This window comes from Gemmatimonadota bacterium (assembly GCA_040388625.1).
GTDB lineage: Bacteria > Gemmatimonadota > Gemmatimonadetes > Gemmatimonadales > Gemmatimonadaceae > Fen-1247.
The window spans coordinates 630,793-652,507 of the sequence record JAZKBK010000001.1 but is presented as its reverse complement, the minus strand read 5'-3'; the positions used below and the strand labels follow the sequence as shown (position 1 = coordinate 652,507).

At 63.3% G+C, this 21,715-nt stretch carries 24 protein-coding genes; 21 read left to right on the top strand and 3 right to left on the bottom strand.

What is annotated here, in order from left to right:
* Positions 1-60: 60 nt before the first annotated feature.
* The gene (locus V4529_03080) at positions 61-456 is read left to right on the top strand and encodes a cupin domain-containing protein (protein ID MES2357306.1); all 396 of its coding nucleotides are present in this window, start codon (positions 61-63) and stop codon (positions 454-456) included.
* Positions 449-847, top strand: a complete 399-nt coding sequence (locus tag V4529_03075) for a group III truncated hemoglobin (GenBank protein MES2357305.1) — start codon at positions 449-451, stop codon at positions 845-847. Before V4529_03080 ends, V4529_03075 begins: the two co-directional genes overlap by 8 nt.
* Positions 848-924: 77 nt before the next feature.
* On the opposite strand, the gene V4529_03070 is transcribed toward V4529_03075, so the two are convergent.
* Positions 925-1,278, bottom strand: coding sequence for a surface-adhesin E family protein (locus tag V4529_03070; protein ID MES2357304.1), 354 nt, complete (start codon positions 1,276-1,278; stop codon positions 925-927).
* A 76-nt stretch (positions 1,279-1,354) separates the two neighbouring features.
* Here V4529_03070 and V4529_03065 point away from each other — a divergent pair, with 76 nt between their 5' ends.
* The 15 genes from V4529_03065 (at position 1,355) to aroE (ending at position 17,381) form a co-directional block, all read left to right on the top strand.
* Positions 1,355-1,804 (top strand): hypothetical protein, encoded by a 450-nt coding sequence (locus tag V4529_03065; protein MES2357303.1) that lies wholly within the window; start codon positions 1,355-1,357, stop codon positions 1,802-1,804.
* A 109-nt stretch (positions 1,805-1,913) separates the two neighbouring features.
* Positions 1,914-3,152, top strand: coding sequence for an isocitrate dehydrogenase (NADP(+)) (icd, locus tag V4529_03060; protein MES2357302.1), 1,239 nt, complete (start codon positions 1,914-1,916; stop codon positions 3,150-3,152).
* Positions 3,153-3,173: 21 nt separating this feature from the next.
* Positions 3,174-4,661: a leucyl aminopeptidase gene (locus tag V4529_03055; protein ID MES2357301.1), complete on the top strand. Its 1,488-nt coding sequence runs from the start codon at positions 3,174-3,176 to the stop codon at positions 4,659-4,661.
* Positions 4,661-6,490, top strand: a complete 1,830-nt coding sequence (locus V4529_03050) for a Plug domain-containing protein (protein ID MES2357300.1) — start codon at positions 4,661-4,663, stop codon at positions 6,488-6,490. Before V4529_03055 ends, V4529_03050 begins: the two co-directional genes overlap by 1 nt.
* A gap of 72 nt (positions 6,491-6,562) precedes the next feature.
* Positions 6,563-7,441, top strand: coding sequence for a YicC/YloC family endoribonuclease (locus tag V4529_03045; GenBank protein MES2357299.1), 879 nt, complete (start codon positions 6,563-6,565; stop codon positions 7,439-7,441).
* Positions 7,438-8,073 carry a guanylate kinase gene (gmk, locus tag V4529_03040; protein MES2357298.1) on the top strand — a complete coding sequence of 212 codons (636 nt, stop codon included), beginning with the start codon at positions 7,438-7,440 and terminating at the stop codon, positions 8,071-8,073. Before V4529_03045 ends, gmk begins: the two co-directional genes overlap by 4 nt.
* Positions 8,074-8,085: 12 nt before the next feature.
* Positions 8,086-8,295, top strand: a complete 210-nt coding sequence (locus V4529_03035; GenBank protein MES2357297.1) for a DNA-directed RNA polymerase subunit omega — start codon at positions 8,086-8,088, stop codon at positions 8,293-8,295.
* Positions 8,296-8,297: 2 nt separating this feature from the next.
* On the top strand, positions 8,298-9,500 hold the full coding sequence (gene coaBC / locus V4529_03030) for a bifunctional phosphopantothenoylcysteine decarboxylase/phosphopantothenate--cysteine ligase CoaBC (GenBank protein MES2357296.1): 1,203 nt from the start codon (positions 8,298-8,300) through the stop codon (positions 9,498-9,500).
* Complete coding sequence (locus V4529_03025; protein MES2357295.1) at positions 9,490-10,458, top strand: uracil-DNA glycosylase; 969 nt, start codon at positions 9,490-9,492, stop codon at positions 10,456-10,458. The genes coaBC and V4529_03025 overlap by 11 nt, the downstream gene beginning before the upstream one ends.
* Positions 10,415-13,354 carry a replicative DNA helicase gene (gene dnaB, locus V4529_03020; protein MES2357294.1) on the top strand — a complete coding sequence of 980 codons (2,940 nt, stop codon included), beginning with the start codon at positions 10,415-10,417 and terminating at the stop codon, positions 13,352-13,354. Before V4529_03025 ends, dnaB begins: the two co-directional genes overlap by 44 nt.
* Entirely contained in the window at positions 13,354-14,751 is a 1,398-nt protein-coding gene (gene radA, locus V4529_03015) for a DNA repair protein RadA (protein ID MES2357293.1), read from the top strand. Before dnaB ends, radA begins: the two co-directional genes overlap by 1 nt.
* Positions 14,748-15,446, top strand: coding sequence for a 2-C-methyl-D-erythritol 4-phosphate cytidylyltransferase (gene ispD, locus V4529_03010; GenBank protein ID MES2357292.1), 699 nt, complete (start codon positions 14,748-14,750; stop codon positions 15,444-15,446). Before radA ends, ispD begins: the two co-directional genes overlap by 4 nt.
* Positions 15,443-16,114 (top strand): L-threonylcarbamoyladenylate synthase, encoded by a 672-nt coding sequence (locus V4529_03005; GenBank protein ID MES2357291.1) that lies wholly within the window; start codon positions 15,443-15,445, stop codon positions 16,112-16,114. The genes ispD and V4529_03005 overlap by 4 nt, the downstream gene beginning before the upstream one ends.
* Positions 16,111-16,578 carry a low molecular weight protein arginine phosphatase gene (locus V4529_03000; protein ID MES2357290.1) on the top strand — a complete coding sequence of 156 codons (468 nt, stop codon included), beginning with the start codon at positions 16,111-16,113 and terminating at the stop codon, positions 16,576-16,578. The genes V4529_03005 and V4529_03000 overlap by 4 nt, the downstream gene beginning before the upstream one ends.
* A complete protein-coding gene (gene aroE / locus V4529_02995; protein ID MES2357289.1) occupies positions 16,575-17,381 on the top strand; it encodes a shikimate dehydrogenase in 807 nt (268 codons plus the stop codon). The genes V4529_03000 and aroE overlap by 4 nt, the downstream gene beginning before the upstream one ends.
* Before the next feature lie 275 nt (positions 17,382-17,656).
* Here aroE and V4529_02990 read toward each other — a convergent pair whose 3' ends face one another.
* Positions 17,657-17,797, bottom strand: coding sequence for a hypothetical protein (locus V4529_02990; protein MES2357288.1), 141 nt, complete (start codon positions 17,795-17,797; stop codon positions 17,657-17,659).
* A 142-nt stretch (positions 17,798-17,939) separates the two neighbouring features.
* Positions 17,940-18,164, bottom strand: a complete 225-nt coding sequence (locus V4529_02985) for a hypothetical protein (GenBank protein ID MES2357287.1) — start codon at positions 18,162-18,164, stop codon at positions 17,940-17,942.
* 159 nt (positions 18,165-18,323) lie between these two features.
* Between V4529_02985 and V4529_02980 the strand changes: the two genes are divergently transcribed.
* The 4 genes from V4529_02980 to tpiA are packed head-to-tail and all read left to right on the top strand — an operon-like array spanning position 18,324 to position 21,711.
* Positions 18,324-18,734, top strand: coding sequence for a phosphoribosyltransferase family protein (locus V4529_02980; GenBank protein MES2357286.1), 411 nt, complete (start codon positions 18,324-18,326; stop codon positions 18,732-18,734).
* Positions 18,735-18,747: 13 nt separating this feature from the next.
* The gene (gene gap / locus V4529_02975) at positions 18,748-19,761 is read left to right on the top strand and encodes a type I glyceraldehyde-3-phosphate dehydrogenase (protein ID MES2357285.1); all 1,014 of its coding nucleotides are present in this window, start codon (positions 18,748-18,750) and stop codon (positions 19,759-19,761) included.
* A gap of 10 nt (positions 19,762-19,771) precedes the next feature.
* Positions 19,772-20,968 carry a phosphoglycerate kinase gene (locus V4529_02970; GenBank protein ID MES2357284.1) on the top strand — a complete coding sequence of 399 codons (1,197 nt, stop codon included), beginning with the start codon at positions 19,772-19,774 and terminating at the stop codon, positions 20,966-20,968.
* The gene (tpiA, locus tag V4529_02965) at positions 20,965-21,711 is read left to right on the top strand and encodes a triose-phosphate isomerase (protein MES2357283.1); all 747 of its coding nucleotides are present in this window, start codon (positions 20,965-20,967) and stop codon (positions 21,709-21,711) included. The genes V4529_02970 and tpiA overlap by 4 nt, the downstream gene beginning before the upstream one ends.
* Positions 21,712-21,715: the final 4 nt, after the last annotated feature.

Below are 21,715 nucleotides of genomic sequence, written 5' to 3'. Positions count from 1 at the left end.
ATTCACCCGGGCATTCATTACAGAGACCGGCGCGACTGCGCCATCTTTCACGGAGCATTCATGTCGTCGATGAACAGAACGATCGAAGGCGAGGTTCTCGTCCATCACCTGTCGCAGGATGAACTCATAATCGACCGTGAGCTTCTCGCGCAGCGGGACCGGACTGCCCGGACACTCGTAAAGGAAGGCCCGCTTCGCCTGGTATTGATGGCGCTTCCTCCCGGCGGGGATCTCCCGCCACACAGCGCCGACAATCCGGTGACGATTCACGTGACGGACGGTGAGATAACGTTCCGCGCGATGGATGGCGAGTATCATCTCGTCAAGGGCGACGTCCTGGTCTTCGCAGGCGGCGTCGAGCATGCGGCATCGTCCAGGGACGGCTGCGTCTTTCTGCTTACCGTGGTGCACGGGAACACCAACGCGGACGCGGCACCGCCGCACTCTGATGCGTGACGTGAACGTGATCCGGCGCGACGTCCGCGACGACGATCTCAACGAACTCCTCACGGCGTTCTACGCGATAATCGCATCCGACCCGCTGCTTGCGAGATATTTCGCGGAAGTCGACATGTCCGTGCACATGCCCAAGATCGTTGCGTTCTGGTCCACCCTGTTGTTCCGCACGCGCAGCTACAGCGGCAATGCGTTCCGCCCGCACATGGCAATGCCAGGTCTCACCGGCGATCACTTCGCGCGCTGGGTCGCAACGCTGGAGCGCGTGGTCGATGCGCGATTCGCAGGACCGTCGGCGTCGCTGATGAAGGAACTGGCACATCGCATCGCGTACAGCATGCAGCTGAGGCTCGGTATCTCGCCCTTCGAGCCGTTCCGCGCGACGGCGTAGAAAGCACCGCGTAGGTCGTAACGCATCATCTCAGCCGTCACCGCGATGACGACCTGGCGACGAGACGAATCTCTCCTCTACCGACGTACCCCGCAGAGATCGTTGTAAACCGCGTCGAAAAAACTTCGCGGTTTCAACTGCTCCGGCTTGTCGTGCGTCTCGGGGACGTTGAAGATGATGTCGTTACCCAGCAAATACGTTATGGTGGTAACGGTCCGCGTGTGCTTCGAGCAATCGAACACGTTGAGTCCTACCACGGTGTCGAAGTCGAGCGTGTCCTTGCCCGCGACAAAGGACCTGGGAGATGAATCGATGGATCTCACCCACACCTTGCGCAGGTTGCCCGAGCGCACGATGGTGGTCGTGTCCATGTACATCACAGTTCCGTTGATCGCGCCGACGCCGGTCCACGTGCCCTGAGCGGCGGTCATGCGTGGCGTCATCGCACACAGGGTCAGCGCGGCGAATTGAGCGACCCGGAGTGACATTCTGAAGCAGGCAGTCCGCATGCGCTTCAAGCTAGGACACGCGCTGGGCTGGCGCCACGCGGAATCGGGCGCCATGTTCCATCGTCCAGGCCGGATAGGGGAGGTTGGAACGAAGATGAAGACGACGATTGCGGGACTTGCGGGACTTATCATGGCGGTGACCCCTCTTGCGCTCCCGGCGCAGGGGCTGCGGGTCTCATCGGTAATACCCACGCAGTCGCTTACCCAGCACTCGGCGGCCTTCGCGCAACTGACCCCGCGTGCGCCAGCCGTCGTCGCGGTCGAGCCGGCTCCCGCGGCCTCGTGCAACATGCCCGTCGTCGCGCCAGCGCCCGACGCCACGGGCATGGATGCCGGCGGCGTCGCGCCCCCCGCGAATCGGGCAGTCCCGACGCCGACCGCCAGGGCCGCTTGCGTCAACCGGCTGGCCGGATCTGCACCGGACCGCGATCTCCTGAAAAAGCCGTAGATCGGCATTCCCGTTTTTCAGGGGCGCCGGGCGAGGCGGCGCCGCTGGCCCGCCGGTAGCCGCCGGGGTAACTTTCTCAGGTTTACCCCCCTGAACAACCAAACCGAGAATGGCCACGTACAAGCACGCAACGGTTCCCTCGAGCGGCGAGCGAATCGGCTATGCCGGCGGCGCCCTCCAGGTGCCGAACAACCCGATCATCCCGTTCATCGAAGGCGACGGCACCGGCCCCGACATCTGGGCTGCCTCCGTGCGGGTCTTCGACGCAGCGGTCGAGAAGGCGTACGGTGGGGAGCGGCGGATTGCGTGGATGGAGGTCTTTGCCGGCGAGAAGTCCTTCAAGGCGTTCAACAGCTGGCTACCGGATGAAACGGTCGATGCCTTCGCCGAGTTCCGTGTTTCGATCAAGGGCCCGCTGACGACTCCCGTGGGCGGCGGTATCCGCTCGCTCAACGTCACGCTGCGTCAGGTGCTGGACCTTTACGCGTGCATCCGTCCGGTCCGCTACTTCGAGGGCGTCGGCGCTCCAGTCAAGGAGCCCGAGAAGGTGAACGTGGTGATCTTCCGCGAGAACACCGAAGACGTTTACGCCGGAATCGAGTACAAGGCAGGATCCGCCGAGGCGACCAAGCTGCGCGATTTTCTGCACGACTCGTTTGGCGCCAACATCCGCGAGAATTCCGCGATCGGCATCAAGCCGATGAGCAAGTTCGGATCGCAACGCCTGGTCGACATGGCGCTGTCCTACGCGGTGGCAAACAAGCGCCCAACCGTGACGCTCGTGCACAAGGGCAACATCATGAAGTTCACCGAAGGCGCATTCCGCGACTGGGGCTACGAAGTGGCGAAGGAGAAGTACGGCGCCCAGACCATCATGGAAGCGGATCTCAAGGGCGGGAACGCCGCAGGAAAGGTCGTGGTCGGAGACCGCATCGCAGATTCCATGTTCCAACAGCTATTATTGCGGCCTGCTGAATATTCGGTGATAGCCACGCCTAACCTGAACGGAGACTATCTCTCCGATGCAGCAGCAGCACAGGTCGGCGGACTCGGCATCGCGCCCGGCGGCAATGTCGGTGACGGAATTGCTGTGTTCGAAGCGACCCACGGGACCGCACCAAAATACGCTGGACTCAACAAGATCAATCCCGGCAGCGTGATCCTGTCCGGTGTGATGATGCTGGACCACATGGGCTGGGGCGAGGCCGGCGCGCTCATCGTGCGCGGAGTGGAGAATGCAATCAAGTCGCGCACCGTCACATACGATCTCGCACGCCAGATGCCCGGCGCGACGGAAGTGTCGACCTCGGGCTTCGCAGACGCGATCATCAACGGCATGCGCGCATAACGTCAAACAGAGTCAATCACAGTGACCAGTCCTTTCGCCGTCGCGCTCTCGGGCGCTGACGCTGCTGCTTCGCAAGCTCCTGTTCTCTTCATCGCACTGTCATCCGGCGCCGCAGTGCCGGCTACTCTGGCGAATCTCGACAACGCGATGGGCGGCGCGATCGCAGCAGCACTTCGCAATCGCGATTTTCGTGGCTCCCGCGACGAGATTCTCTTTCTGAGCGGTGTGACATCCGGTCCTCGACGCGTTGCGCTGATCGGGCTTGGATCTTCACCCGCAACCGTGCATGCACTGCGCAGAGCAGCGTCGCTCGCGGCACGCGCCGCCGCCAGGTTGGGGACGGGAGCCTTGGCGATCACTGGCGACTCGTTCTCAGCCGCGCAGATCGAAGCAATCGCCGCCGGTCTTCACGCCGGCGCGTGGCAGTATCTCGATACGAAGTCGCCGCCGCCAGACGCAGACAAAAAAGCACCGGTCGCATCGGCCACGATTCTCGCCCCAGTCACCCCCGAAACGCAATCCGCACTCGACGCCGGCAACGCGATGGGCGCGGGCGTATCGCTCGCGCGCACCCTCGGCATGACACCAGGTAACATCTGCACGCCGGATCTGCTCGCCGCGACAGCGCGCGATCTCGCAACTCGCCACGGGATGCGCTACACGGAGCTGGATCGCCGCGGGCTGGAAGCGGAGAAGATGGGATCGTTCCTCGCCGTCGCGCAGGGAACGCCACAGGAGCCGCGTCTCGTCGCGATCGAGCATCGCGGCGGCAAGGACGGCGACGCTCCGGTGGTGCTCGTCGGCAAGGGATTGTGCTTCGACTCCGGCGGCATATCGATCAAGCCCGCTGCCGGCATGGAGTGGATGAAGTTCGACATGAGCGGCGCGGGCGGCGTCATCGGCGCCATGGAAGTCGTCGGCCGCATGAAGCTCCCGATCAACGTCATCGGAGTTTTCGGTGCGACGACCAACATGCCGTCCGGCACCGCGATGAATCCGGGCGACGTCGTGCGCAGTCAGCTCGGCAAGTACATCGAGATCGTGAACACGGACGCCGAAGGACGTCTCGTGCTCGCCGACCTTCTGTCGTACGTACGGCGATTCAATCCGTCCGCCGTCATTGACGCGGCAACTCTCACCGGTGCATGCGTCATCGCACTCGGTCAAACCGCGACCGGCGTATTCGGCACCAATCAATCGCTGGTTGATGAAGTGCTGGTGGCTGCGGATCGGTCCGGCGAGCGTGGATGGCAGCTGCCGCTCTGGGACGACTACACCGATCTCATCAAGTCCGACGTCGCCGATATCAAGAACTCCGGCGGCCGTCCGGGAGGGGCCATCACCGCGGCCGCGTTCCTGCGCGAATTTGCGGAAGAGTATCCCTGGGTTCACCTCGACGTCGCGGGCACCGCGTATTCCGAAACGGACCTCGGCTTCATTCCCAAGGGACCGACGGGCGTGCCGGTCGGGACGTTCGTCGAATTCCTGCGCGCGCGCTGCGCTCGTTGATGTCGATTCGCCTCGCGCGGTGCGCGCTGATTGCAACGGCGTGCATCGCGACGATGGCTGCTGTCCCCGCGGTCAGCGCTGACGCACAGGGGCTTCCACGCGACACCGTCCGCAACGCCCCGGAAGATGCGCCACCCAAGCCGCAGCACGCCGATAGCGTGCAGGCGCCCTTCGGCCGGGACGATGTAATGCCGTCGCTCGAGATCGGGCAGGCGTTCACGTACGATCGTGATGCGCTCTTCGCGACAGGTGCGCTCACACTCGGTGACCTGCTGGATCGCGTCCCGGGATTCACCACCTTTCGCACGGGCTGGCTCGCGGCACCGCAGGCAACTGCGTTCGGCGGCGACTTCAGTCGCGTGCGCGTATTCCTCGACGGCATCGAGCGCGACGACCTGGAACCGCGTAACGGCGTTGCGCCGGATCTGCATTCCGTTCCACTCTGGACGCTGGAGAAAGTTTCGCTCGCGCGCGGCGCCAACGGATTGCGCATCGACATGCGCACGTGGGAGTACGATCAGACCACACCCTACACGCGCGTCGACGCGCTCACGGGTGATCTGAATACCAATCTGTATCGCGCGTACTACGGCAAGCGCTTCTACAACGGTGCTGGTCTGCAGGTCGCGTTGCAGCAGTTTGGCGTTACAGATCTTCGTAACGGCGGAGGCGGCCAGGACTTCGGTGGAATGGTGCGATACGGCATCGCGCACCGTTCCTGGAGTCTCGATGCGACCGCAATTCGCAGCAACGACACACGCACGGTTACAGGGCGCTTCGGTTTTGGTCCGGATCTACCGGGGTATCGCTCTGCCAACACCATCGGGTATCTTCGCGCCGCGATCGGCCGCGAAGGGAGTGGACCATTTCTCCAACTCGTCGCGTCGACGCAGATTCTCAAGGAGAACAGTCCGCACTACGACTCGACCACTGCACGTCAGTACGGGTTCGCGCCGGATACCGTCGACTCGCTCGCGTCCGCCACGCAGTACGTGGCGACGCTCGGGATGGACGCGGCCGGAGGGCGTCTCAGACTCATCGAGCGCTACCGAACGCGGCTCGGCAAGGGATACAACTCGCCCAGCGCGACGTTCGATCTCACCCACACTTTCCTGTCGCTGAGTGCGATGGCCGAGCGTGACGAGTATTCCGGATTGACGCGCGTGGAAGGTGGTGCGCGACTCACCCCGCTGCCCTTCATATCGCTGCTCGGCTACGTTGGCCAGCGCACCGCGTTCGGCACTCCCGCGATCGGCTTTATAAGGCAGCCGGATTCACGGAGCGGACGTTTCGAGGCGGGGCTGCGAGTACTGCCGGGCGGCCTTTGGCTTACTGGCGGCGTCGTAACGCGGGACACCGCGTTGCTCGTCCCGTCGGCCCAGTGGGACACGGCGTTCGTCGCGCGGGCGGTCGGGCGGCAGACCGGAAGCATTGCTGGCGTGCACGGGCCGATCTTCGGCGGCCTCAGCGCTGACGCGACCGTTACTCACTGGCAGAACGTGGCCGCGTACACGCCGCAGACCGAGGCACACGCGGACATCCGGTACTACACCGAGTGGCTGTCGCGCTTTCCGAACCGGAATTTCTCGTTCCTGATCCAGCCCGGAATGGACTACCGCAGCTCGGCGGCATTTCCTCAATCGGACGGAACGGACAGGCTGGCGATGTCGAGCCGGGTGTTCTCGGTGCTGGTGGAGCTCCGGATCTTGCGCGGTGTGCTGTCCTTCCAGCGGCGAAATGTGGTGGGCGCGATTTACGACCAGGTGCCGGGTTATCTGATGCCGCGGCCGGTGAACGTGTACGGGGTGCGGTGGTACTTCTTCAACTGATCGGACGACTCCCCGAAATTTGACAAAGTCGTTGCGCTGCAATAACTTAGTAGGCTGCACATGATCACGAGCATGACCGGTTTCGGGATCGCTGACGGGACGGTTGGCGCGCAGCGCGTCTCCGTCGAGATCCGCGCGGTCAACCATCGTTTCTTCAATCCATCCATAAAGCTTCCGAGCGCAATGGCGCGCTGGGAGAGCGACGTACGCGAGGCGCTGCGCAAGCGGTTCAGCCGCGGGCACGTGTCGCTGACGGCGCGGGTCGAGCGGGAAGGCGATAGGGCGCTGGCGATCGACGAGGAGCGGGTCGCTTCGTACGTACAGCAGCTTCGGGCATTGAAGGATCGGCTGGGTCTGGCGGGCGACGTCGACGTTGCGACCGTGATGCGGCTTCCCGACGTGATTTCCGCGGCGGGAGACGAGAGCGGCGAGGGCGAGGCGGGGGATGGAAACGTCGATCAGCTGCTGGCAATCGTGCACGACGCCGCGAATGGACTGGACGGAATGCGTGATGCGGAAGGTGCACGGATCTCGGAGTTTCTGCACGAGCACCTGCGAATCATCGAGGATGCGCTCGCACGGATCCGCGAGCGGGCACCGGCAAGATTGATCGAGCAGCGCAACCGGTTGCAGACAGCGGTTGCAGAGTTGGCCGCCGGCGTCGCGGTGGATCCGCAGCGACTGGCGCAGGAGATCGCGATTCTCGCGGATCGCATGGATGTGTCGGAAGAGCTCAACCGGTTCGGCGCGCACATCGCAGCGTTCCGCGCGGCTCTCCGCGAACAGCGTGACGCTGGTGTCGGCAAGCGACTTGGCTTTCTGATTCAGGAAATGCTGCGCGAGGCAAACACCACAGGGAGCAAGGCGAGCGATGCGGCGATTCTGACCGACGTCGTCGCGATCAAGGAAGAGCTCGAGCGGTTGCGCGAGCAGAGTGAGAACGTCGAGTGAAGTGTTTCCCGGTCATTCTTTCCGCGCCCTCAGGCGCGGGCAAGACCACGATCGCGAGGCGGTTGCTCGAAGTAAGGAAGGATGTTGGATACTCGGTATCGGCGACCACGCGCACGCCACGGCCGGGTGAGGTTGACGGAGTCGCGTATCACTTTCTGAGCACCGGCCAGTTCGAGCAGGCGGTCCAGAATGGTGAGTTCGCGGAGTACGCACGAGTGCACGGCAACATGTACGGGACGTTGCGGCGGGAGGTGGAGCGGGTTGTGGCTTCCAACCGCAACGTGGTGATGGACATAGACGTTCAGGGCGCGATGCAGTTCTCCGCGTCGTTCCCTGACGCTGTTCGGATCTTCGTTCTGCCGCCATCGGGCGAAGCTTTGCTGGCGAGATTGAAGGACCGCGGTACGGAGGACAGTGCGACGATAGCGACGCGGTTGCGCGACGCCATCGGCGAGATCGGGGTGATTGGCGAGTTCGAATACGTCGTGGTCAACGACCAGTTGGAGCGCGCAGTCGCACAGGTTTCGTGCATCATCGATGCGGAATGCCTCAAGCGGGTGAATTCACCCCAGAGTGCACGCATCGCGGCTGAGACGGTTTCCGCCCTCAAGGCGGAGCTGCTTCATTTTTAGGAGAGTCTGTAAATGAGAGTCTATACACCTGATGACGTCGCTGCACACGCGACGAACAAGTACCTCGGCGTTCTCGTCGCGGCCAAGTTTGCGCGCGTTCTCAACGAGTTCCCGCGCGACCGCTCGGCGCCGGGCGAGAAGAAGCTCACCACGCGTGCGCTCGACGAGCTGGCTGGTGGCGAGATCGATTACCACGTAGTTCCCCGCCGCCGGCAGGAGTAGCACTGCGCGACATCCGGGGGCGGCGCGTCGTACTCGGCGTCACCGGAGGGATCGCCAGCTACAAGTCGGTAACGCTGGCGCGCCTTCTGGCGCAGGACGGAGCCGAAGTCGACGTGGTCATGACCCGCGGCGCCCAGCAGTTCGTGGGCGCCGTAACGTTCGAGGGCGTGACTGGACGCCGCGTGCACAGCGATCTGTTCGAATCGGGTGAGGCGCTCGCGCACATTCGATTGGCGCGCGAAGCGCAAGTCATCGTCGTGGCGCCAGCCACAGCCGATTTCCTCGCGCGTGCGGCGCACGGGCGCGCAGATGATCTTCTCTCTGCAATGCTGCTCGCGGCGCGCTGTCCCGTACTGATCGTGCCGGCCATGAACGACAGGATGTGGTCACACAGGCAGACAGTGCTGAACGCCGAGCACCTGCGTGAGATAGGCTACGATGTGATCGAGCCGGCAACCGGCCCGCTCGCGTTCGATGAAGGTGAAGGTCCTGGTCGCATGCCCGAGCCGGAAGCGATCGCTGCGTACGTCGAGCGTGCGTTGCGCGGCGGATCTGCACTCGCGGGCAAGCACATCGTCGTAACCGCCGGGTCGACGCGCGAGGCGATCGACCCCGTGCGGTTCATCTCCAATCACAGCAGCGGGCGAATGGGCATCGCGATTGCCCGCGCAGCGTGGGCGCGTGGCGCGGACGTGACACTGATCGCAGGCGCGGTCGAGGTCCCGATTCCCACTGGCGTGCAGGTCGTACGCGTCTCGAGCACAGCGGAGATGTCATCTTCCGTGAGCGTCGCGATAAAAAATGCGGACGCGTTGATCATGGCCGCCGCTCCCGCCGATTTTCGTCCCGCGGAAGTTGCGGCGGAGAAGATCAAGAAGGCACAGGCGCCATCGTCGATTCCGCTGACTGCGACCACAGACATCCTCGCGTCGATCATCGCAAGCCGGCCCGCAAAGCTCGTGACCGTTGGATTTGCGCTGGAGACACAATCAGTGGTCGAGAATGCGCGCGCGAAGCTTGCCGCCAAGCAGCTCGACATGATCGTTGCGAACCGCGCCGGCGTCGCGGGCGAGGGATTCGGCGCGGATACGAATCGCGTGACTTTTCTGTCGGTGAATGGAGAGGAGGTTCTTCCGCTCATGTCCAAGGACGACGTTGCGGAGTCATTGCTCGACAGAATCGAGGTGTTGTTGAATGGACGGTAGGGAGCGGCTGCGGGCGTATCTCGAGCAGCGTCGCGAGCTGGGCGAATCGGAGTTCGTACTCGACAGCATGAGCATCGACGAGGCGTTGAGCGCGATCGACAAGCTGCGACCTGCGGCGCCCGCAAGGTCGTCGCAGGCATCGCGTCCGCAGCAGACCACGCGCCCGCTGGAGTCGCGCACAGCACCTCGCGTGGCTCCGCCCGCGGTGCAGCGTGACCCAGTGCCTGTTGCACCTGCGCGTGTTGCGGATCGGGTCCCGGAAGTGCATGAGGAGTCGCGGAATGCAGCCGGCGATCGGACGCAATCCGGGACGGGGGAAGATGCGATGAAGACGGAGAAGCAGGGCTTGGTTGTAGGGAATGCCAACGGGACGTTGTTCGAGCAGAATCCCTTTCACAGCGTCAGATCGATCAACTCTCTGGCCACGCTGATCGAGGAGTGTACCCGCTGCCCGCTGTACAAGACCGCCAAGCATGCCGTGCCCGGCACCGGCGACCAGAGCGCCGAGCTCATGTGCGTGGGCGAGGCTCCTGGCGCGAACGAGGATGAGACCGGACAACCGTTCGTGGGGCAGGCCGGAGGGCTCCTCACAAAGATTCTTGCGGCCATCGACCTGACCCGCGATCAGGTGTTCATCACCAACGTTTTGAAGCACCGTCCCCCGGGAAACCGCAATCCGGCGCCGAACGAAGTGGAGGCTTGCAGTCCCTATCTGGTACGCCAGATACAGATGATCAAGCCGAAAGTGATTCTGGCGCTCGGGACGTTCGCGGCGCAAACTCTACTGGAGACAAAGACGCCGATTGGCAAGCTCCGCGGTGCCGTGCACCGGTATTATGGAATTCCGCTCATCGTCACATATCACCCCGCCGCGTTACTGAGAAACCCCGCCTGGAAGCGACCAACCTGGGAAGATGTCAAGCTCGCTAGACACGTACTCGACTCCGCGAAGTCATGAATTGAGCGCCGGCCGCGATCCGTATCGCGACCGGACGCCGCCATACTCCGAAGCCGCCGAACAGGCGGTCTTGTCGGCGATGCTGCTCGACGCCGAGGCGTTGCTGCGCGCGACGGAGTATGTCGACGAATCGATGTTCTATCGCGAGTCGCATCGTCGCGTGTTTCGTGCGATGCTCGCGCTGTCTGAGCGCGGCGAGGTAATCGATCCACTCACGCTGACGGAAGAACTCTCGCGCAAGAACGAGCTGGAAGCCGCCGGCGGCCGTGAGTACATCGCCTATCTCGTCGACGTCGTTCCGACTGCGGCGAACGTGGAATACCACGCGAAGATCGTGCGCGAGAAGGCGCTGCGTCGACGGCTGATCGAAGTGTCGACTGCAATCGTGAGCGAGGCATTTGATTCTGCGCTCCCCGCTGCCGAACTGCTCGACGCCGCGGAGCACAGCATCTTCGAGGTGAACCAGAGCCGCGGCACCGAAGGCTTCACGCGCGTCAAGGAGTTGATGTACGAAGCGATGGAGCGCATCGAGCAGCTTCATCTCGCGGGCGAGTCCGTTACAGGCGTGTCGAGCGGGTTCCATGATCTGGATGAGCTCACGGCTGGATTCCAGCCGTCGGAGCTGGTGATCATCGCGGCAAGGCCGTCAATGGGGAAGTGCCTCGCGCACGATTCCGAGATCGTGCTGGAGGACGGAAGCGTCGAGACGATCGAGGCGATATTCAAGGGCACTCGCCAGAGGATGCTCACACTGGACGACTCGCGCTGGAAGTTCGGCCTGGTGGAACCATCGGCTTACGTCGATGACGGAATGAAGCCGGTATTCCGCGTGACGACGCGCCTTGGTCGCAGCATCGAAACGACCATTACGCATCCTTTCCGCACGATCACCGGCTGGCAGCCGCTCGGCGAGCTCGCGGAGGGTGATTCCATCGCTGTTCCGCGTGAAATCGGCGTGTTCGGCACCAAGGCAGCGCGGCCGTGCGAAGTGAAGCTTCTTGGCTACCTGCTGGGCGACGGAACCATTACCGGTGGCCCGCCGCGGTTCACAAACTCCAATCCGGTACTGTTGCGCGACTTTGGCGATGCAGTGGGCGAATTCGGAGGTGTGACCGTCAGCAATTGCGCGTCATCGAATCGCACGCCGACGGTTCGGGTTCGGCGTGATTCCGCGGCGACACTTGGCGCGCGCGCGGCGTTCTCTCAGCGGCTCACCGTGGCGATGCAGGCAGGCGGGCAATCAGGAACGAGCGTGGCCGCCAGGCTGGGCGTGAGCGCGGCTTCAGTTTCGAACTGGAAAACCGGCAACGGAGCGCCGTCGGGCGATCTGTTCTCCGATCTGTGTGAATTTGTGGGAGCGGAGCCCGCCGATCTTGCGCCGGCTGGTGTCGCCGCGCTTCATGCGAGAGTTCCGAATGCCCTCACACGGCGGCTTTGCGATCTCGGGATTTATGGCGCCGACGCGTCCAGCAAGCACATCCCACGAATGGTATTCACGCTACCGAAGGAGCAGGTTTCACTGTTCCTGAACCGGCTCTTTGCGACAGACGGATGGGCCACCGTGCTTGCATCGGGACAGGCGCAGCTCGGCTACACTTCCGCGAGCGAGCGCATGGCGCGCCAGGTTCAGCATCTGCTGCTTCGCTTTGGAGTGATCGCGGCGCTTCGTCGCAGAAAGGTGAAGTACCTCGATGAGAGACGAGAGGCCTGGCAGATCGATATCACCGACGCGCGCGCAATCGAGCGTTTTGCCGCTGAGATCGGAATGTTCGGCAAGGAAGAGCAACTGGGACGTGCTGTCGCCGCAGTACGCAGGCGGCGTTACCAGACCAACCCGGACCTCATACCCAGAGCGATCTGGTCCCGCATCAGCAACGCTAAGCATACCGAATCCTGGGCGTCACTCGCGAGGCGTGCCGGAGCCGCGGGGCACACGAACATGCACGTCGGCACGCGATCGCTGTCGCGCGATCGGCTTGCGACACTCGCAAGGCCTCTCGCGGATGAGCACTTGACAGCGTTGGCCGAGAGTGACGTTTACTGGGACGAAATTGTTTCGATCGAGCCGGTCGGAATGAAGCAGGTCTATGACCTCACGATTCCCGACACGCACAACTTTGTCGCGAACGACATCTGCGTACATAATACTGCCTTCGTCCTCAACATCGCGCAGAATGCAGCACTCGACGCCAAGACGCCCGTTGCGTTCTTCTCGCTCGAGATGAGCAAGCAATCGCTGCTGCAACGCATGCTCACCAGCGAAGCGCGCGTCGATGCGCAGCGACTGCGCAAGGGAAAGCTGCGCGATGACGAGTTCGTTCAGCTCGGACGCGCTGCTGGCCTCTTGAGCCAGGCGCCTGTCTGGATCGACGACACGCCAGCGATCTCACTGCTCGAGATGCGATCCAAGGCGCGACGACTCAAGGCCGAGAACGACATTGGCATGATCGTCGTCGACTACCTTCAATTGATGCAGGGACCCGCGTCATCGGAGAATCGACAGCAGGAGATCAGCACCATATCGCGCTCGCTCAAGGCACTCGCGCGCGAGCTGCGCGTACCGGTCATTGCGTTGTCTCAGCTGAGTCGTGCGCCGGAGCAGCGAGCGGGCGACAACAAGCGCCCGCAACTATCCGATCTGCGTGAGTCGGGTGCCATCGAGCAGGACGCCGACGTCGTCATGTTCCTCTACCGGCAGGAGTATTACGACGTTCTCGAAGGCAAGGATCCGAGCGTGCCGGACAAGGATGGGAAAACCTCGCAGGGACTCGCCGAGGTAATTATTGGAAAGCAGCGCAACGGCCCGACGGGCAACGTCACGTTGTTCTTCAATCGGCAGTACACCCGCTTCGAGAATTATTCCGGCCGCCAGAGTGGAGGCGGGCAGGGGAGCTAGTGAGTCCAAAGGCGAGAACGATCTACCGATGCACCAATTGCGGAGCCGATCATCCAAAGTGGGCCGGCCGCTGCGACGTCTGCGGCGATTGGAACACTCTTGTCGAGGAAATCGTGTCCGCACCCGCGAATGCGACGGGCGCGACTGCGCGCCGTCGCGGTGGGACCGCGTCGCTGTCCGCTGGCGGTACCGCCGTCGCCGCGCCACGGCTCCGCGACGTGCACGGCTCGGAGGCTCGGCGATGGAAAACGGGAATCGGTGAATTCGATTTCGTACTCGGCGGTGGCATCGTCCCGGGATCTGTCGTGCTCATCGGCGGCGAGCCCGGAATCGGAAAATCCACCTTGCTGCTTCAGGTCGCGGCCACGCTGCAGGGACGCGAGCACGAAGTGCTGTACGTATCTGGCGAGGAATCGCCACTGCAGGTCAAGTTGCGCGCCGACCGACTCGGTGATTCGGCGCAGAGCGTCGCGCTGTTGAGCGAGACGAATCTCGAAACGATTCTGGCAACCGCATCCGCACAGGCGCCGGCTGTGATGATCGTCGATTCGATCCAGACCGTATTCACATCCGATCTCGAAGGCGCTCCTGGAAACGTGGGACAGGTGCGCGAGTCGGCTGCTCGCCTCATGCATTTCGCCAAGGCGTCCGGGACGAGCGTGTTCCTCGTCGGGCACGTCACCAAGGGCGGAGGCATCGCCGGCCCCAAGACGCTCGAGCACATCGTCGATACGGTTCTCTATTTCGAGGGCGAGGGCACGCTGGACCACCGCGTGCTGCGCGCGACGAAGAATCGGTTCGGCAGCGTGGACGAGATCGGCGTCTTTCGCATGCACGAGAATGGACTGGAGCCGGTCGCGAACCCATCCGAGCTGTTCCTCAGCGACAGACACGACATCGCCTCGGGCAGCGCTGTGACCACCCTGCTGGAAGGATCTCGTCCGATTCTGATCGAGGTACAGGCGCTCGCGGCCAAGGCGGGGTACGGCACTCCACAGCGAGTGAGCACGGGGTACGACGGGCGCAAGCTCGCGCTGCTGCTCGCGGTTCTGGACAAGCGTGCCGGACTTTCGTTCTCGTCGCTGGACGTATTCATCAACGTTGTCGGAGGCGTGCAGTTGCGGGAACCTGCGGGTGATCTTGCGGTCGCAGCGGCGCTTGCGTCGAGCGTGTACGATCGCGCGTTGCCATCCGACGCCGTATTCATCGGCGAGGTGGGGCTGGGCGGTGAGATCCGTCCCGTCGCGCAGACCGAGCGTCGCCTCGCCGAGGCCGCGAAGATGGGAATGCGCAACGCTTTTGTGGCGCAACGCTCCGCCGCCGGCCGCATTCCGAAGGACGTGAAGGCCGTCGGCGTCGCGACCATCGCGGAAATGTTCAAGCGACTGTTTTCATGACCGAAACTGTGCAGGACGTCGGCGTCGTCATAGTCGCTGGAGGAACCGGAACACGCACCGGCTCCAACGAATTGAAGCAGTTTCGCTGGGTTGCCGGCAAGCCGATGCTGTTGCACAGCGTGCAGCAGTTCCAGCAACGCGCCGACGTATGCATGGTCGTTGCGGTGATCCCCAAGGCGTACGCGGGAGATCCGCCGCCATGGCTTTTCCAGAGCGACCTGAGCCGCCTGCTGATCGGAGTCGGGGGCAATCAACGCGGCAGCTCGGTGCGCAGCGGACTGGACGATCTTCCGGCAGAAGCGCGCATCGTCGTGATCCACGATGCCGCGCGCCCACTGGTTCTCGACGCCACAATAGATGCAGTCATTGCGGCCGCGCGGAACGGAACCGGCGCAATCGCAGCGCTTCCCGAAGTCGATACGCTCAAGCGAGTCGATGCAGACGGCAGGATAATCCAGACCGTCGAGCGCGACGGTCTCTGGCGCGCACAGACGCCTCAGGCATTCCCGCGCGAAATGATCGACGACGTGACGCGGCGCGCCAATCGCGAAGGGATCTCCGGCACCGATGATGCGGCGTTGTGCGAACACTACGGATACCCCGTCGTAGTGATTCGCGGCAGCGAGCGAGCCATGAAAGTCACCACTGAAGCCGATTTCGCGCGCGCCGAAGCCCTCAGCATGCTCACCGAATGAAAGTTCCTCCCCGCGCAATACCATTCTGGTCCGAAGAGGAAGTCGAGGCGTCGCTGCATGACACCATCGCGCATCTCAATCAGCGGCGGGTGCTCGCCTATCCTACCGAAACTGTGTACGGGTTCGGGGGCGGAGCGGATTACGAATCGGTGCGCAATCTGGTCGCCCTCAAGGCGCGCCCACGGGGCAAGCCATTCCTGCTGCTCATTGCCGGCGTCGACATGCTGTCTCGGCTTGATCTTCACATGACACCGGCTGCGTCGTCGCTTGCCGCACGATTCTGGCCCGGACCGTTGACGCTGGTTCTGCCAGGGGGAGACAAGCGCGTGCCACCGGAGCTGCGCGGCCCCGAAGGCGGCGTGGCTGTGCGGTGGACGTCGCACGTTGCATTGGGCAGACTGATCCGCGCTTACGGTGATCCGATCACATCCACGAGCGCGAACAGGCCTGGGAAACCGCCCGCGGATTCTGCAGCGACGATTCTGCGCGATTGGTGGGACGCCGTTGCACGTGACAGGCTTCGAGTGCTGGATGGCGGTACGCTCCGGCAATCGGAGCCGTCCACGGTTGTAGATTGCATGGGTGCACGCCCGCGCGTCATCAGGCCAGGCGCGATCTCCTCAGAAACGCTCAGGCTGGCTGCACCTACCCTGGTACCGATCGCATGAAGGTGATATTCGTCTGCACCGGCAACACGTGCAGGAGTCCGCTTGCGGAAGCGCTCGCACGGCGGGCGGCGCAAGCGCGTGGCATCGATGCGACATTTGCGAGCGCGGGAACAGGCGCAGCACTTGGATCGCCCGCGACCGATGGTGCAATTCTCGTCGGGCTGGAGCGCGATGTGGATCTGTCCAGGCATCGCAGTCGTCCACTCCTCCCCGCGGCTGTCTCGAGCGACGCGATCATACTTGCGATGGCGTCGAGCCACCTCGCGGGAATCCGTTCAGTGGTGCCGAACGCGCGCGTGTATCTGCTCGATGAGTACGGATCGCACGGCAAATCGATGCGACCGGTCGCGGATCCCTACGGCGGCAGTCTCGACGACTACCGCGTAGCCGCGGATGCGATCGAGATGATGCTCGAACCCGTGCTCGACCGGCTGCTCTCGGAACACACTTCGGGCACAGCGTGAATCGCCCCGCGCGGCTGGTGCTGCTTGGCCATCCAGTAGCGCACTCGCTCTCCCCGAGAATCCATAACGCAGCGTTGCGTGCTGCCTCCATACCGCTCGAATATGTCGCCCTCGACATACTACCTTCGCAGCTGCGCGCAACGCTGCGCGCGCTACGCGCGGAAGGTGCAGCCGGAAACATCACCATCCCCCACAAGCAATCGGTGTTCGACATCTGCGACCACGTCACCAACGTCGCCGGCCGCGCGGGCGCAGTGAACACATTCTGGGTGCAGGACGAAGCGTTGATCGGCGATAATACCGATGTAGCCGGCTTCGACTTCGCGGCGCGCGAATTGATGCTTAGCGCGCGCGCGGAGATGCCGAAGCGCGTGGCGCTCATCGGTGCCGGTGGCGCTGCGGCCGCCGCTGCAACCGCGATTTGCGATTGGGATGACGCCGAGCTCGTGATCTGGAGTCGCGATCTGAAGCGCGCAGAGACACTCGCGCAGCGATTTGCTCTCGCACGCGCGGAAGCAGATCTGTTGTCAGCTGTGAAGGGTGCCAATCTTGTCGTGAATGCAACACCGCTGGGAATGTCGGATGACCAGCTTCCTGTACCGATTGCTGCCTTGCCCGGTAAGTGTCCAGTGCTGGATCTTGTATACCGCCACGGTGAAACGGCGTGGGTCCGAGCGGCGCGCAACGCAGGGCACGCGGCATCGGATGGACTCCCGATGCTGGTAGAGCAGGCGGCGCGATCGTTCAGAAGGTGGCTGGGCGTCGAGCCCAATCGCGAAGTAATGTGGGGCGCGGTGGAATAGCGAAGAAACAGTTCGACGCCGCGGATCGGTACGCGACGCCGAACGACGTCCAACGACGCGCCGAATTGGTGGTCATGCGTAGGGCGCGGATTTATCCGCGCCTGGCCCATTCACGTGGGATCGGAATTGGATGGGCCCGGATTTGGATGAACGCCGAGATTGTTAAACGTCGTCGCGTCGAATGTCGTCATCCCGCCGAAGGCCCGTCACCCCCGCGAACGCGGGGGACCATGGACGACGGTATCGGCATGGCAACCATCATCGCAGGCGTCGCCTTAGACGGGTGAAAAGCCCATCTCCTGCTTTTGCAGGAATTCGATGACACCTGCCAACGTGGACAGCCTCATCATGTCGTCGGCCATGGATCCCCATGGCGCGGATTCATCCGCGCCTTCGGTGGGGATGACGACGTTCATCCAACTCGGCGTTCATCCGCGTTCGATTCCGGCTAAATGGGCCAGGCGCGGATAAATCCGCGCCCTACGCAAGACCGCCAATTCGGCGCGTCGAACGGTGTCGTCGGGATCGGACACCAATTCCGCGCGTGGTTCGCGTCGTTCACGCAAACGCCATAACATGACCGTCACCGATCTCCGCGTCACCCGTCGCCTCCTCAAAACCTGGTCCGCCGTCGCCTTCCAGTCGACGCTCGACTTTCTCCTTCCACGCACCTGCGTCTGCTGCGACGCGGCGCTCGGCGAATCCGATCACAGGATTCTCTGTACGCTCTGCATCAGCCGGCTGGCCCGGCTGCCCGCGCCGCAATGCCCACGCTGCGGACACCCGCGTTCGCCCGGCTCCTGCCGCTGGTGTGAGGCCCTCCCGGCATTCGTCAGGGCCGTAAGATCCGTCTGCTGGGTCCCGGGCGGCCCGGCGGGCGAAATAGTCCACAAGCTCAAGTATTCCGGCTGGACGGCGCTCGCCGAGCCAATGGCAGAACAGATGGCGCGGCTTAATTTTCCTCTGGACGTCACCGAGGAGCGCGACCTGCTCGTTCCCGTGCCGCTGGCCCCAGCGCGGGCTCGCGAGCGCGGCTACAACCAGAGCGAGCTCCTGGCGCGCCTTCTGGGCGAGCGATGGGGCGTCTCCGTGCAGGAAGCACTCGTAAGGCGCCGAGCCACCGAGACCCAGACGCGCCTGACTCCCGGCGATCGTCTGCGCAATGTGGCCGGCGCATTCGCTACTGTTCTTGATAGCAGGGAATTAGCCGGACGACACGTGGTCCTGGTGGACGACGTCGTAACCACCGCGGCCACACTGAACGCTTGCGCGACGGCGCTTCACACCGGCGGCGCACGCATCATCTCTTACGTCACATTCGGGCGAGCCCGCGCAGCGGGCGACATGCCTTAGCGAGGATAGAAACATGGCAATTCGTGTTGGCATCAACGGCTTTGGACGAATCGGACGGCAGGTAATTCGCGCCGCCTTCGAACAGGGAGTGGCAGACGTCGACTTCGTCGCTGTCAATGACCTCACTGACACGAAGACGCTGGCGCACCTCTTCAAGTACGATTCCATCCACGGCACGTTCGATGGCGACGTCTCCCACGGCGAGGGAACACTCGACATCGACGGACACGATGTGAAGGTTCTCTCCGAGCGCGACCCCTCAGCGCTGCCATGGCGCCAGCTTGGTGTCGATATCGTGCTCGAATCGACCGGCCGCTTCACCAACGCGGCCGACGCACACAAGCACATCGACGGCGGCGCCCGCAAGGTCATCATCTCGGCGCCAGGAAAGGGCGAGGACATCACGCTCGTCATGGGCGTCAACTCCGACAAGTACGATAACAACAAGCATCACGTGATTTCGAACGCGTCGTGCACGACCAACTGCCTCGTGCCGATGGTCAAGGTCGTACGCGATGCATTCGGTTTCAGGCACGCGTCGATGGTGACGATCCACAGCTACACCAACGATCAGCACCTGCTGGATTCACCGCACAAGGACCTGCGCCGCGCGCGCTCTGCGGCGATGTCGATGATCCCCACGACCACAGGAGCCGCGAAGGCGACCAGCCTCGTGATCCCCGAAGTGAAGGGCAAGATCGACGGAATCTCGATCCGCGTTCCAACTCCGGATGTGTCGCTCACCGAGCTGACTGTCGAAGTCGAGAAGCCAACCAGCATCGAAGCAGTGAACACTGCCTTCCGTGAAGCCGCCGATGGCCCGCTCAACGGAATCCTCCGCTACACCGACGAGCCGCTTGTTTCCTGCGACTTCATCGGTGATCCGGCTTCCTGCATACTGGATTCTCTGAGCACCAACGTCATCGATGGCACGCTGGTGAAGGTCTCCGGCTGGTACGACAACGAGTGGGGCTACGCCTCGCGCTGCGTCGATCTCATCAGGTTCGTCGGCGCGCGCCTCGGTTGAGGAGTCGCCCGTGAAAAAGAAGACGCTGCAGGATCTTCCGGATTCGCTGCTCTGCTCGCGCCGCATACTCGTGCGGCTCGATCTCAACGTTCCACTGGATGACAAGTGTAACGTGACAGATGACACGCGGATCCGTGCGTCGCTGCCTACGCTGGATTACATCCTCAAGCGCGGTGGCCGTCCCGTTGTGCTCTCGCACCTCGGACGGCCCAAGGGCAAGCCCGACGAGCGCTATTCGCTGCAGCCGGTCGCCGACGTGCTCGAGCGGCTGAGCGGTCATCACGTTGTGTTCTGCGAGATGACCGATACCGACGAGGCCATCAAGGCCACGCACGAAATGGTCGACGGCGAGATTCTCCTGCTGGAGAACACGCGCTTCCTCGCCGGCGAGGAGACGGACGACGACGGTCTCGCGCGCACGCTCGCAGAGCTCGGCGACGTGTTCGTGAACGATGCGTTCGGCGCGGCGCATCGCGCCCATGCATCCACTGCCGGTGTCGCGAAGTATCTGCATCCCGCCGTTGCCGGATTGCTCATGCAGAAGGAGCTGGACTACCTCGGCGGCGCACTTGCCGATCCCAAGCGCCCGTTCGTCGCCATACTCGGCGGTTCCAAGATCTCAGGCAAGATCGACGTCATACGCGAGCTGCTTCCGAAAGTCGACGCGCTGCTGATCGGTGGCGCGATGGCGTGCACGTTCTACAAGGCCATGGGCTATGAAGTCGGCAAGTCGCTCGTCGAGCCGGATAAGGTCGATCTCGCGCACGAGCTGATCGAGACGTCAGGCACACGATTGATTCTGCCGCACGACGCGATGGTTGCGCCCAGCTTGGATGACACGGGCAAGGCGCACGCGGTAAAGCGTGACGCGATCCCGGCCGGCGAAGCCATGTATGATATCGGGCCAGCGTCTGCGGAGTCGTATGCACGTGCGGTCGCGTCGGCAAAGACCGTTTTGTGGAACGGGCCGATGGGCGTTTTCGAGAAACCGCCGTTCGACGCTGGTACTATCGCAATCGCGCGCGCGATGGCCGACGCGACCGCAAAAGGCGCGACAACGATAGTCGGCGGTGGCGACTCCGCCGCTGCGGTTGCCGAAGCCGGACTTCAATCGAAGATGAGTCACGTCTCCACCGGCGGAGGCGCGTCGCTCGAGTTTCTGGAAGGCAAGCAATTGCCCGGCGTAACGTCGCTCGACGACGCATGAGACAGCAGATATTCGCAGCGAACTGGAAGATGAACCACGGCCCGACAGCGGCCGCTGGAATCGTCTCGGAATTACGGCATCGCTGGCGTCGTTTCGACGTCGAGATGATCATCTTCCCACCAGCGCTCTCGTTTGCATCCGCTCGCGCTGCGGCTGGCGATCCGTCGCCGTTCAAGTTCGGTGTTCAGAACGTGTACTACGCCGAACGTGGTGCGTTCACCGGCGAAAACTCCGCGCCGATGGCGAAGGACGCCGGCGCCGATTACGTGCTGGTCGGACATTCGGAGCGCAGGCACGTTTTCGGCGAGAGCGATGAGGACACGGCGAAGAAGTGTGCAATGGTCGAGCGCTCGGGAATGACACCGCTGCTTTGTGTGGGTGAGACACTGCATGAACGCAATCGCGGCGAGACGGCCGCCGTCGTGACGCGCCAGCTCCGCGCTGGCCTTGCGCAGCTGGACCAGGTCGAGCTCACGACGTCCGTAATCGCGTATGAGCCCGTCTGGGCCATCGGCACCGGCAAGAACGCGACTCCCGAGGACGCGGCCGAGACGCACGGCGTCCTCCGGAACGTCCTGCGCGATCTGGTCGGCGACCGCGCCGCAGAAGTCCGGATCCTTTACGGAGGCAGCGTCACGCCCGCCAATGTCGAGCAGATTCTGGCTGCGGACGACGTGGACGGCGTTCTCGTGGGCGGAGCCAGCCTGGAGCCGGATAGCTGGTTGTCGATATGCTCCGCATAGTCTA

What these genes read in the sequence shown, in the direction of transcription:
- V4529_03035 (MES2357297.1), top strand. Translation starts at nt 8,086, where the DNA reads ATGAGAGTCTATACACCTGATGACGTCGCTGCACACGCGACGAACAAG.
- gap (MES2357285.1), top strand. Translation starts at nt 18,748, where the DNA reads ATGGCAATTCGTGTTGGCATCAACGGCTTTGGACGAATCGGACGGCAG.
- V4529_03075 (MES2357305.1), top strand. Translation starts at nt 449, where the DNA reads ATGCGTGACGTGAACGTGATCCGGCGCGACGTCCGCGACGACGATCTC.
- V4529_02980 (MES2357286.1), top strand. Translation starts at nt 18,324, where the DNA reads ATGGCGCGGCTTAATTTTCCTCTGGACGTCACCGAGGAGCGCGACCTG.
- ispD (MES2357292.1), top strand. Translation starts at nt 14,748, where the DNA reads ATGACCGAAACTGTGCAGGACGTCGGCGTCGTCATAGTCGCTGGAGGA.
- tpiA (MES2357283.1), top strand. Translation starts at nt 20,965, where the DNA reads ATGAGACAGCAGATATTCGCAGCGAACTGGAAGATGAACCACGGCCCG.
- V4529_03045 (MES2357299.1), top strand. Translation starts at nt 6,563, where the DNA reads ATGACCGGTTTCGGGATCGCTGACGGGACGGTTGGCGCGCAGCGCGTC.
- V4529_03000 (MES2357290.1), top strand. Translation starts at nt 16,111, where the DNA reads ATGAAGGTGATATTCGTCTGCACCGGCAACACGTGCAGGAGTCCGCTT.
- V4529_03065 (MES2357303.1), top strand. Translation starts at nt 1,355, where the DNA reads ATGCGCTTCAAGCTAGGACACGCGCTGGGCTGGCGCCACGCGGAATCG.
- V4529_03005 (MES2357291.1), top strand. Translation starts at nt 15,443, where the DNA reads ATGAAAGTTCCTCCCCGCGCAATACCATTCTGGTCCGAAGAGGAAGTC.
- V4529_03080 (MES2357306.1), top strand. Translation starts at nt 61, where the DNA reads ATGTCGTCGATGAACAGAACGATCGAAGGCGAGGTTCTCGTCCATCAC.
- V4529_03050 (MES2357300.1), top strand. Translation starts at nt 4,661, where the DNA reads ATGTCGATTCGCCTCGCGCGGTGCGCGCTGATTGCAACGGCGTGCATC.
- V4529_02990 (MES2357288.1), bottom strand. Translation starts at nt 17,797, where the DNA reads ATGAACGTCGTCATCCCCACCGAAGGCGCGGATGAATCCGCGCCATGG.
- V4529_03025 (MES2357295.1), top strand. Translation starts at nt 9,490, where the DNA reads ATGGACGGTAGGGAGCGGCTGCGGGCGTATCTCGAGCAGCGTCGCGAG.
- V4529_03070 (MES2357304.1), bottom strand. Translation starts at nt 1,278, where the DNA reads ATGACCGCCGCTCAGGGCACGTGGACCGGCGTCGGCGCGATCAACGGA.
- icd (MES2357302.1), top strand. Translation starts at nt 1,914, where the DNA reads ATGGCCACGTACAAGCACGCAACGGTTCCCTCGAGCGGCGAGCGAATC.
- dnaB (MES2357294.1), top strand. Translation starts at nt 10,415, where the DNA reads ATGTCAAGCTCGCTAGACACGTACTCGACTCCGCGAAGTCATGAATTG.